Below are 11,837 nucleotides of genomic sequence, written 5' to 3'. Positions count from 1 at the left end.
TCCGGGTCGAGCAAGGCGAAATTCCAATCCAATGCGCGAGTTTGTCACGCAGCACGGCCAAGGTTGTCGGTTTGACGAGCAGGCCGTCCATGCCGGCTTCCGCGCATCGGATTGCTTCATCGGGCAACGCGCTTGCAGTCAAGGCAACAATGGGGGTATCCCGTGATCGATGTTCCCGGGAGCGGATGCGTTTCGTCAATTCATAGCCGTCCATCTCCGGCATCGCGCAATCGGTGAGTATCAATGCGAAGTCGGAATCGTCCAGTACTCGGAGTGCGTCCATGCCGTTGGATACCGCAACAGCGGTATAACCGAGTCGTTCAAGTTGCGCCTTGATGACCAGGCGATTGACCGGATGGTCGTCGACGACAAGAACTTGAATTCCCGACGTTTGATATTCGACCTGCAGATGCCGGATATCGGTCGCGGCGGATCGAGTTGCACCGGCGACGTGTAGACAAAGTGCTTCGACCGCGGAGTACATCAACGGATTGTGGCTGAGCCGACACGTGCCGTCAGCCGAGATCTCGTAGCCCGTTGGAATCGGGTCGGCCGTTAGTCCGATAGCTGGCTTGTCGTTATCGATTGCCTCGAGTCGACTTTCGTCGACAAAGTGTATGTCGGCCTGTGAGGCGGCTCCCGCAGGGATGATACCTAGCGGTGTCAAGAGTTCGCGTAACGATGCGGCTAGCGCCGGGTCGGACGACGCGATATGTGCATGTTTTCCCGCTAGCGGCGTGGAACGGATCTGCAGCTGTACGTCCAGGTCCAGTTCAACCGTGACTCGAGTGCCGAAACCCGGCGTGCTCTCAATGTGAATGGATCCATGCATCAGCTCGACCAAGCGTTTGCAAATGGCCAAACCCAATCCAGTGCCGCCGAAGCGGCGTACGATCGAAGTGTCGGCCTGCGTGAAAGGCGCAAACAGGCATTGCAGTTGCGCGGGCGCGATGCCGATGCCCGTATCATGTACCGTGAACTGCACACGTTGGCATGCCTGCCGTTGGTCGAAGACCGAGATGCTGATGCCGACCTCGCCGTTTTCCGTGAACTTGATCGCGTTGCTTATCAGATTGATGAGAATCTGGCGAAGCCGCAGGCCGTCGACTTTCAATTCGGCGGCAAGTTGGTTACTGACGGAATTACGAACGATAAGACCCTTATCGTGAGCCAACGTAGAGGCTATGGCGCTGACGCCGTCCACGAGCGCCCGTAGATCAGTCGGCTCCGTCACGATCTCCAAGTGTCCGGCATCTATCTTTGAGAAATCGAGAACGTCGTCGAGAATCTGCATCAACGTCATCGCAGATTCCCCGATCATGTGAAGCATCCGTTGCTGCTTTGTGTTCAACGATTCGTGGTGCAACAGTTCCAACATCCCTATGATCCCGTTCATCGGCGTGCGGATCTCGTGGCTCATGGTGGCGAGAAAACGCGACTTTGACGCTGCCGCTATTTCAGCCGCTTCTTTCGCGCGGGCGAGCTCTTCCCCCTGCGCCTTCGCGTGAGTGACGTCCGACCAGACTCCGCTCCAGAACATCATGCCGTCTGGCTCCGTTTGCGGCGTCGCTTCGGTGTGGATCCATCGCTCGCGGCCATGTGACACACATCGAAAATCGATGGAGATCGGCGTCATGGTAAGCGCCGAGTACTCGACGGCGGTTTTAATGAGAGACCTGTCGTCGGGGTGAACCCGCGAGAGCGCCGCAAGCGCATCGGCTTCCATCGTCGGCGCATCCAGATCCCACATGGCACGCGTATTACCACCTACATAAGGAAACCTTAGCGCACCATCCGGTGTACGACGAAGTTCGAAGACGACCACCGGAAGATGAGAAGTCACGCGTCTTAAACGTTGATCCAGAGCACGCGCACGTTGTTCTGCGTCGCGAATGGTCGTCACATCGACCAACGTCACGAGAAGGCCGCCTGGTTTTCCGCTTGGTAATTGAAACGGATGCATCCAGTACAACCAGGATCGCAGCTTATGGTCGCCGTCCATCAGGTTGACCTCGGCATGATGGGCTCGATTTTGATCCTGGACTTGCTCGCTCATCGTGTGGATTTGCATACTCCATGCGGGCTCCACCGGTAAAGCTTCCAGCGTTGTTCGACCAATCAAGTCCTCGCGCTTCACCGAGAATGCGGTTTCATAGGCATGGTTGAGCGCGATATATCGGTTCGCACTATCTTTGGCGGCCAGCGGATACGGTAGTGACTCCATTAGCGCTTCACGAAAGCTAAGCTGGTCTGCCAGCTCATGCTCGACCGCCAGCCGCTGACGGACTTCGTGACGAAGCCGGATGTACGCGATGATAATGATCGCCAATATGATCGCAGCGCCTAGTAACGTAAGCTCGAAGGTCCTCCATGGCAGTCCGACTGAATAGCGAGGCCAAAGCCAACGGCTTCGAATCCGTTGCTGCTCCATTTTTGGCATCGCGGCGATCGCATGATTAATTATAGGTACCAGTCTCTCATAGCGGCGGTTTATTGAAATGGTCAACCGACTCTCGATATTGGCAGGTGATGCAATCTTGAGAGCACCCGGAAAGTAGCTCCTGATGTTGAAATCGACGATCGCTGCGTTTCCGAGATACGCGTCGGCGCGCCCCTCCGCTACCTCTTGCATCGCGTGATAGGCGTTCGCGGCCACGGCAATATCGGCGTCTGGCAGTTGGCGCAATACCTGAGCGGGAAGCTCGCTTGGATCCGAAATAACGATTCGACGGCCAGCGAGATCGACGATGCCTTGCGGCAGCGCGTGGGGACGGGTAACGATGACGTCGGGAAGGGTAATAAACGGGGTGCTGTAGAGCAAGTCGTCGCCGTGCCCCGTCGGTGCATTGACAGGCGCGGCGGCATCCACTTCACCTGATCGCGCCAGGGACAAGGTCTCTGCCCACGACTTCGTTTTCACCAGTGCGAAGCGGATGCCAAGGGATTTCGAGATATACGCCAGATAGTCGGCGACGATGCCACTCGGGCGACCATTGGCATCAATGTAGGCGATCGGTGCCCAGTCAGGGTCAATGCCAAGTTTGATCGGAGGCAGCGAAGCCAGCCAGCGTCGCTCATCTGCCGTGAGCGCCAAACCGTGGGCCTCGTCAGGAATCTGCGGCGGCGACACCGGGTTTGTCGGCGAAGGTAGCGTCAACCGAAGCGCTGATGCTTCGATATTTTCAACCGTTGCCGAATCGATCAGACTCATAGTCAGGACGACTATGGCAATGAGACTGCTCGACCGGGCACTTATCCAAAAGGTATTCTTCAAAATAACGGATTATGTGGAGTACGTTGCAACGCGCGCCGTATACGGCGTTTCAACGCGCCGTGTACCTCATCGCTTTGGGGCATGGATCCTGAGCCGGGAGAACCGTGACGTCCAATGGCGCTCGCAGCGAGGAGGGTAGTGTCAACCGTTGAGCCCGAGATTGGCGACGTACTCGTAGAGTTCCGCATCGCTTTTGAGGCCAAGCTTGCGCTTTGCCGATATCTTGGCCCAGCTGACCGTTTTGATTGTCCGATGGAGAACCTGGCTGACTTCAGCCGGTGATTTACCGCTGCCGAGAAGGCGTAACACTTCGAGCTCTCGAGGAGTCAAATTAGCAGCACGCCGGCTTTCCGCTTCGGTCAGCCCAAGCTTCGATAGTTCGAGCTGCAGCTTGGCACTGATGTAGACTGCCCCTCTCAGGGCGGCGCGGACGGCGGCGAACAGTTCGGCCCTTTCCGCTCCTTTCTCGACGATACCCAGCACACCTTCGTTCAACATCGCGCGTAACAGCCCGGCATTTGCCATGTTTGTGAGCACGATGACCGGTAAGGCTGCGTGTTCTCGTCGAATGATCGAGAGCATAGGCAATCCGTCGACACGTCCGGCGTTAGGCATCGAGAAATCGGTAATCACGACATCGCACGCGACGCGTGCCAAGATCGACATCAACTCCCTGGAGTCGCGAGCCTCCCCCACGACCTCGAGGCCGTTCTGCTCGATCAGAACGCGGCAGCCGAGCAGCATGATCGGATGGTCGTCTGCGAGTACAACACGGCATACCATTCCAGACTCCCCACTAATTAGTATCGGCCGAGTTTGCCAAATGATATGGGGCCGATGTGCGCCAACCAAAAAGCCAGATTACGCCTGTGCGCTTCTCATAAATATCAGAATTGTCTGATTTCGAAAGTGCGCGCATCACTTTATATTGTTTTTTGATCGCGCCATGCCACGCCGGCACTCCTCTGAAAGGTCTTTATTCCGGACGTACCCGCCTCGTGATGTGGGCGCCCCAAAGCCGTGATGGCAATTCCTATGGGAGAAAAGCAATGCCAGTTGTCACCTTGAAGCTGCTGAAAGGCGCGTTTTCGCAAGAGAAGACGCAGCAGATGATGGATGGTGTTACCGACGCGATTGCGGCAATAGCGGGAGAGTATATTCGTCCGCATACGGTCGTCATTGTGGAGGAAGTGTCGGACGGGCTCTACTCATCGGGAGGCCACAAGGTGACGTTGAAGACGATCGACATGCTACGCATGAGAGGCGCCAAATCCTCTAACTAAGGACCTATCCGTGATTTCGTGGGCGGGCATGTCATGAGGTGTAAAAATCATGGATATGCCGCCAATGAAGAAGAAGCAGACGGTGGCGTCCAAGGCAGCGGCCCGGGGGCCGCTGCCTGAATTGGCCAAGCCACTGCTGAACCAGTTGGTCAAGGGGCCGATGACGCCTGCCGAGGTGCCGGACCTGATGCTGGCGTTCAACAAGACAGTCATCGAGCGCGCGATGGGCGCCGAGATGAACCTGCATCTGGCTACCTGCAGGGCCAGTCCAAGCCGCCTGGTTAGGCCAACGAGCGCAACGGCGCCAGCGGCGAAACGGTCATCACCGATCGCGGCCCGGTCCGGGGCGACGTCCCCCGCGATCGCGACAGCAGCTTCGAGCCGATCCTGATTCCCAAGCATAAGCGCCGCTTCACCGGCCTAGACGAACGCATCATCGCGTTTAACAGGGGCGCGTTCTGCACAAGCATTCCAGATCAATCGCGACCCCATTGGACAAGCATAGCGACTGGCGTGCTTGCGGCGGAGCCGACATCGATGGTGATTCTCCAGGCACCGGCCACGACTCCGTAGATGCTGCTGCCGGGAGCGTCCTGCTCGCGATGGCTGCCACCATCGTGCTTGCGCCTGAGTACGCTGCTGCGGATGCAAGTCGGGGGCGGATGGGAATCGGCCGACGCCGGATTGCGCTGATTCGTCCTTGGCTGATTTACGGCGGTCGGAACCCACAGCGATACTCGGCACTTCATTCAAATTGACGGAGGGGCGACGCGTCACGTGTCGGCAGAATCGTCGCTCACATACGGATATGCAGGACATTACCGGTCGTTTCGCGCTCCCGCTTACGCCCCCTTTTTCGGATGTGCCACCGCCGTACGGTCGGTGCCGTAGCATGTGTGAGAAAAGGGGCGGCCCCGGGCCACGCGTGTTCGACTTGTGCTCCCACGGAATCTCGCGTGAGCAAGCAAAAGCGTCCGCGGCGGATTTCGGATCCGGCAACGCTGCATGGCTGCGTCAGCGTCCTGCGTCCCGTTCGTTGCGGCGGACGCTTGCCGCTGGCCTTGCGTTCGCGGCGTCGTGCTGCCTTGCGACACATGTGCTCGAAAACGGGCCAGCACATCCATCTCCAGGCACCGTTTACCGGGGCTCCATCTCGGGTGTGTCGACGCGGCAATCGGTACCAGCGCGCGTATCGGCCGCTGATGACGTAGAGGTGGAGGTGGCGCTGGGGCCGTATTCGCATGCCATGTCACGGCATGAGGTATCGCATCGTGACCCGGTGCGCAACGCTGCCGCCCCGACGGCAGTGACGAAGTCTCACAACCGTGGCGGGCACACCTCGGTGCGAACGATGCGCACGAACGTGCAAGCCAAGGCCGAGCATGGAGTGCCGGTAGAGCGCTTGGCCGAAGGACTTGACATGACCGACGCTGAATTCGCGCACTGGCGGGAAGCGACACGGGATCATTCCCGCCGTCGAGAGCCCCTCTCCGAACTGGGCGAGTGGTACTTCGACTCCATCAACCACCCGCGCCTGATCCCGTATTGACAGTGGGCGACGCGTTCACGACCCAGCCGAAATCCTCGCGATCCGGAAGCCGTTCCGCCAGTGGGCACCCCATGACGCGTGATCGAACAATGCCATTCGATCGGGCGCGACATGCCATCTGCGCTGAGAACGGCAGGCATGAGCCACGTGCACATACCGGACGGGCTGCGCATGTAGGTTACCAACGCATCTAAGCGCCTTTCGCGCGCCATGGTCTTCGCAATGATGCACGACGAATATGCTTTTTTCGCGCCGACGATGAGAATTTTCTAGTCCCTTGCGGCGATGTCGAGCGCTATTGTTCAGGCATTGGATTTCGCGCGACCGTCGGTGTCACGATCTCCAGCTTGGGATAGCGTACTGTCGCAGTGACTTGATACCTTCTGTCGTGTCGGAGGTGTCGCCACGACAGTTTTTTGATAGTCATGTTTGGAATTTCCATCGATGAGTTTTATTGATCGAGAGAGCTATTCGAGTTCGTTTTCGTCCGGCATGAATGCAGATGATTTTATTTCGACACGGAAGATAAATATTGTCGTCGCAGACTCCTATCCGATGATAGTGCAGGGCCTGCGTCACATTTTCTCGAGTGTGGAAAGTATGCAAATCGTCGCCGAGGCGCATACGTTGTCCGGCATGGCCTCGATGTTGAGCACTTGCGAATGTGATGTGTTGATTTGCGATTATGCATTTGGCGACGATCCGGAGCCGGACGGGATGCGAATGCTTGAAACCATCCGCAGAAACCATCCGAACGTGAAGATTATCCTGTTGGCCGAGTTGAGGGATGGACTGTCCGTCCAGCGCGTGATGAAAAAGGGCGTATCGGCATTCGTTGTGAAATCGAGTGACGATTCACTTTCCTTGCCGAAAATCGTCGATAAAGTCATGCGCGGGAAAAGGTATGTGGATCCGGACATTGCGGGAGATATGCTGTGCGATTCGGGTCGAGGTGGTGACAGGCAGGCGCGAACCAATTTATTGTCACCGCGCGAGCTTGATGTGGTACGGCTTCTGTCGCGCGGAATGGCAGTCGGGGAAATCGCGGAAAAGCTCAGTCGAAGTCGGAAAACGATCAGTACGCAAAAAGCAAACGCAATGAAGAAGTTCGGCGTGAAGACCAATGTCGATCTGGTAGACGCCGTGCGGGATATGCTTTGGCGAGGCTAGCTGATTTTTTGATGCGGTTTGGTCATTTTATGAAGATAATTCTTTTCAATGAAAGGGCCGCCCGCGCCACCGTTAAATTACGTTTTCGAGCTCGACGTGATTGAAGATCGTAGGAAATTCCCGCTCTTATGCCCCGCTTTTGTAATGATAGCCGTATTACTTTCCTCGTCAGGCGGGACGCAACGCTACGGCACCGTGATGGCACGGGGCATGTACAACGATGTAGTTGACGGAACGCGATGGGCGGCGGTGCCGGTTACTCGCGCGCTGGAAAATCGACGTCCTGAAAAGGCAGTCAACCTGAGCGTCGCATCGGTCGACGCCTGCAGTTGGACATTTCAGGACGCTATCGACGATCTCATGGGGCAAGGCGTGACGGTTGTCGCTGCCGCCAGCAATGATGTCGTTAGCGAGATCGATGCATCGCCGGGTTGTCGGGATATGATTTCAGTGACGAAAAGCAACCAGGCCGGTCGTCGCGTGCTCGGCGGCAATACGCATTCACGTGTGACGCTGAGCTCACCGGGGACGAACATCGGGACTCTCTCCCATACCGGTACGCGAGCACCGGCCGATGCGTCCCACGGCGATATGCATGGCACTAGTCTCGCGGCACCCCAGGTGTCGGGCGTGGTATCGCTGATGTTGACGACCAACCCTTGGTTGGCCCCCGCTGAGGTCGCGAGCATTTTGAAGCGCACGGCACGTTTTGCGTCAATTGCGCCGGAGACACGATCGCGCAGGGTGATTTCGCCGAGAGGTGGCATACACGATGCAGCAGGCTGCTGTATCGACTGCTGCCGCCGAGCGGAATAGCCCGACCCGCTAATGAAAGGGCTGACTTTCATTTTAGAGGTGGCGCTCGCCACAATCCGATTTTTCGCGCCGGGTGGCCACACTATTCACGCTGTGCGGCCATCAACGTGCTGAGTCTGGTGGTCAACTGCTCGACTTGTGCGAAAAACGCCGCCAGTGCTGCCTCCTGGCCCGTCACGCCATCCTCTCGAAGTCGCTCGGATAATCGCTCGCCGGCATCAGCCAGGACGTCCGAGCCGAACAATTTGCTGGCGCCGGCGATGCGGTGGATATGCTCGGCCGCCGCCACTGCGTTGCCGCTTTGTATTGCGGCCTGAAGGAAGGCCATATCCTTCGCGGTCTCGACCAGAAATCCCCGGATCAGCTTGGGCAAGTGCGTGCGTTCTTCAGGCGAGACGGGCGGGGAAAGCCAGCGCATGGCGTCCGTCTGTATCTGGCAAGGCGACGCCGGCACCCAACGCGCGAGCTGCTCGCGCAGTGCCGCCAGCGTGGTGGGTTTGACGAGCAGGCCGTCCATGCCGGCTTCGGCGCACCGAATCGCTTCGTCGGGCAATGCATTGGCCGTCAACGCAAGAATGGGGATGCGCCGCGATCGGGGCTCGCGGGAGCGGATGCGTCTCGCCAGGTCGTAACCATCCATGTCCGGCATCGCGCAATCGCTGAGCACCAGCGCGATACCGGAATCGTCCAGCGCGTGCAGTGCGTCCGTGCCGTTGGAGACCGCAATGGCGGTATAGCCGAGTCGGGCGAGTTGCGCCTCGATGACGAGCCGATTGATCGGATGGTCGTCCACGACGAGGATTCGAATACCCGACGACGGATATTCAACGGATGGAGGACGGGTATCGGTCCCTGCGAAGCGAGGTGCGGCAGTGGCATGAAGGCACAATGCCTCGACCGCGGCGCATGTCAACGGATTGTGGCTGAGCCGACACGTGCCGTCGGGCGAGATCTCGTAGCCCGTCGGGATGGGTTCGTCGGTCAGGCCGATAACGAGCCCGTCGTCGCGGATTTCGAAGAGCCGGCATTCGTCCACAAAGCGTATGTCTGCTCGCGACGTATCGCCGGTCACGACGACGCCGAGCGGCATCAGAACTTCGCGCAGCGCGGCCGCGAGCGCTATGTCGGATAAGTCGATACTGGCCTGCTTGCCTGCGACCGGCGTAGACCGAGCCACAAGATGGACGTTCAGGTCGAATTCGACGATCACGTGCGTACCGACACGCGGCGTGCTTTCGATGCGAATGGAGCCCTGCATCAGTTCGACCAGTCGCTTGCAGATGGCCAGCCCCAGACCGGTGCCGCCGAAGCGGCGCGAGATCGACGTGTCGGCCTGGGTGAAAGGCGCGAACAGACATTGCAGTTGCGCCGGGGTGATGCCGATGCCCGTGTCGTGTACCGTGAAGCGAACGCGCTGGCACGCATTGCGGTAGTCGATAATCTCGACGCGTACGCCGACCTCGCCGCTTTCCGTGAACTTGATTGCGTTGCTCATCAGGTTGAATAGAATCTGGCGAAGACGCAGGCCGTCTATCTCGAGTTCGGCGGCGAGTCGGTGGCTGACGAAATTGCGCACGACGAGGCCCTTGTCGTGGGCGAGTGTGGCGGCTACCCCACTGACGCCGTCCAGGAGCGCGCGCAGGTCGGTCGGTTCGGTCACGATTTCCAACTGTCCTGCATCGATCTTCGAGAAGTCCAAGACGTCGTCGAGAATCTGCATCAACGTCATCGCGGATTCCCCGATCATGTGAAGCATGCGCTGCTGCCTGATGCTCAACGACTCGTGTCGCAACAGCTCGAGCATCCCTATGATCCCGTTCATCGGTGTGCGTATCTCGTGGCTCATGGTGGCGAGAAATCTCGCTTTCGATGCCGCGGCCAATTCGGCCGCTTCTTTCGCACGGGCCAGTTCCCTGGCTTGCGCCTTGATGTGAGTGACATCCGACCAGACGCCACTCCAGAATATCGTCCCGTCATGCTCGGTTTGGGGCGTCGCTTCCGTGTGAATCCAGCGCTCGCATCCCTGGGAACGGCAGCGAAAATCGATGGAAACCCGCTGCATGGTCCGTGCGGAATGCCTGACAGCCGATTTGATGAGAGGTCGGTCATCGGGATGCACCCGTGAAAGCGCCGCCAGCGCATCGTCTTCCATCGTTTGCGCATCCAGATCCCACATGGCGCGGGTATTGCCTCCGACATAAGGAAAACGGAGCACGCCATCCGGAGTGCGACGCAATTCGAAGACGACCGCCGGAAGATGGGCGGTCACGCGCCTCAATCGTTGATCCAGCGCGCGTGCACGCTGTTCTGCATCACGAATCGTGGTGACATCCGCCAACGTGACCAGCAGCCCGCCCGGCTTCCCGCTCGGCAATTGAAAGGGATGCATCCAGTACAGCCAGGACCGCTGCTTCTGGTCGCGATCCATCAGGTTGACCTCGGCGTGATGAGGTTGTTGCTGATCCTGAACTCGCTCGCTCATCGCGTGGATGCTCCGATTCCATTGGGGATCCAGCGGCGACGCGTCGAGCGTCGTTTTACCGATCAGCTCGTCGCGCTTCACCGAGAATGCAGTTTCATAAGCGTGATTGAGTGCGATATATCGGTTCGCGCTATCTTTCGCGACCAATGGGTATGGAAGGGATTCCATCAGCGCTTCGCGGAAGCTGAGCTGATCGGCCAGTTCGCGCTCAACTGCCAATCGCCGGCGAACCTCGCGGCGCAGCCGGACGTATGCAGTGGTAATGGTTGCCAATACGATCGCGGTGCCGAGCAACACAAGCTCGAACGTTTTCCATGGCAGGCCCGCCAAATATCGAGGCCACAGCCATCGGCTTCGAATGCGTTGTTGTTCCCTCTTGGGGATAGCTGCAATCGCGCGGTTGATCAGGGGAATCAGTCGTTCGTAGCGGCGGTTGACTGCAATACTCAGCCGGCTGTCGAGATCGGCCGGCGACGCGATCTTGAGAATGCCGGGGAAATAGTTCCGGATGTTGAAATCGACGATCGCCGCGTTTCCGACATAGGCATCGGCACGTCCTTCTGCCACCGCGCTCATCGCTTGATGAGCGCTCGCGGCCATGACGATTTCCGCGTCGCGCATCTGTTGCCGTACCGTGGCGGGAAGCTCGCTGGGATCCGAGACCGCTATCCGGCGGCCGGCTAGATCGACGATGCCTTGCGGCGACACGTGAGGTCGAGTCACGACCACGTCCGGGAGCGTGATGAACGGGACGCTATAGAGCAAGACCCCGTCACGGGCGACCGGCGTATTGACCGGTACGGCAGCATCCAGTTCACCCGACTGCGCGCGAGACAAGGTTTCCGCCCACGAATTCGTTTTCACGACAGCAAAGCGAATGCCGAGCGATGCCGAGATATGTTCCAGATAGTCCGCAGCAATGCCGCTCGGGCGATCGTTCGCGTCAAGGTAGGCAATGGGCGCCCATTCCGGGTCCACGCCCAGTTTGATCGGGGGAAGCGAGGCCAGCCAGCTACGGTCTTCCGGCGTAAGCGTCAAGTGCTCGACCCTGCGATGGGTTTGTATCGGCACCGTCGGTTCCTTCGGCCAGGGCACCGCCGACCGAAGCGTCGATTCTCCGACATTTGCAACCGTTACGGGCTCGATCGGGCACGTGCTCAGGACCGCGACGACGACGGCCACGCTCAACCGCGAGCTGACCCACAAGCTGTTCTTCAAAATTGACTTACCGTGCGATGGGATGGCGATGCTGCCGCCGATGCG

6 protein-coding genes and 2 pseudogenes are annotated in these 11,837 nt (G+C 58.7%); 5 read left to right on the top strand and 3 right to left on the bottom strand.

Annotated features, from left to right (window positions below; translation table 11 throughout):
* Positions 1-49: 49 nt before the first annotated feature.
* Positions 50-3,211, bottom strand: a pseudogene (locus GJG85_RS34665) (ATP-binding protein); the annotation flags it as partial.
* Positions 3,212-3,415: 204 nt separating this feature from the next.
* Positions 3,416-4,057 (bottom strand): response regulator transcription factor, encoded by a 642-nt coding sequence (locus tag GJG85_RS34660; protein ID WP_060733600.1) that lies wholly within the window; start codon positions 4,055-4,057, stop codon positions 3,416-3,418.
* Between the two features lie 266 nt (positions 4,058-4,323).
* Here GJG85_RS34660 and GJG85_RS34655 point away from each other — a divergent pair, with 266 nt between their 5' ends.
* The 5 genes and pseudogenes from GJG85_RS34655 to GJG85_RS34635 all read left to right on the top strand — a co-directional run bounded on the left by GJG85_RS34655 (position 4,324) and on the right by GJG85_RS34635 (position 8,092).
* A complete protein-coding gene (locus GJG85_RS34655) occupies positions 4,324-4,557 on the top strand; it encodes a tautomerase family protein (RefSeq protein WP_050014192.1) in 234 nt (77 codons plus the stop codon).
* Between the two features lie 64 nt (positions 4,558-4,621).
* Positions 4,622-5,010 (top strand): annotated as a pseudogene (locus GJG85_RS34650) (transposase); the annotation flags it as partial.
* 898 nt (positions 5,011-5,908) lie between these two features.
* Complete coding sequence (locus tag GJG85_RS34645) at positions 5,909-6,106, top strand: hypothetical protein (protein WP_143328938.1); 198 nt, start codon at positions 5,909-5,911, stop codon at positions 6,104-6,106.
* Between the two features lie 444 nt (positions 6,107-6,550).
* Entirely contained in the window at positions 6,551-7,276 is a 726-nt protein-coding gene (locus tag GJG85_RS34640) for a response regulator transcription factor (protein WP_060314375.1), read from the top strand.
* 210 nt (positions 7,277-7,486) lie between these two features.
* Positions 7,487-8,092, top strand: a complete 606-nt coding sequence (locus tag GJG85_RS34635; protein ID WP_226233359.1) for a S8 family serine peptidase — start codon at positions 7,487-7,489, stop codon at positions 8,090-8,092.
* 82 nt (positions 8,093-8,174) lie between these two features.
* Here the strand turns inward: GJG85_RS34635 and GJG85_RS34630 are convergent, their stop codons facing one another.
* Entirely contained in the window at positions 8,175-11,792 is a 3,618-nt protein-coding gene (locus tag GJG85_RS34630) for an ATP-binding protein (RefSeq protein WP_239469023.1), read from the bottom strand.
* Positions 11,793-11,837: the final 45 nt, after the last annotated feature.

This window comes from Burkholderia sp. MS389 (assembly GCF_016899425.1).
GTDB lineage: Bacteria > Pseudomonadota > Gammaproteobacteria > Burkholderiales > Burkholderiaceae > Burkholderia > Burkholderia sola.
Note: the sequence above shows the minus strand (reverse complement) of the source record. Positions and strands in the feature narration are given on the sequence as shown.

Excerpts from the sequence above, each read along its gene's own strand:
- GJG85_RS34635 (WP_226233359.1), top strand. The coding sequence starts at position 7,487 with ATGTACAACGATGTAGTTGACGGAACGCGATGGGCGGCGGTGCCGGTT.
- GJG85_RS34655 (WP_050014192.1), top strand. The coding sequence starts at position 4,324 with ATGCCAGTTGTCACCTTGAAGCTGCTGAAAGGCGCGTTTTCGCAAGAG.
- GJG85_RS34645 (WP_143328938.1), top strand. The coding sequence starts at position 5,909 with ATGCGCACGAACGTGCAAGCCAAGGCCGAGCATGGAGTGCCGGTAGAG.
- GJG85_RS34640 (WP_060314375.1), top strand. The coding sequence starts at position 6,551 with ATGAGTTTTATTGATCGAGAGAGCTATTCGAGTTCGTTTTCGTCCGGC.
- GJG85_RS34660 (WP_060733600.1), bottom strand. The coding sequence starts at position 4,057 with ATGGTATGCCGTGTTGTACTCGCAGACGACCATCCGATCATGCTGCTC.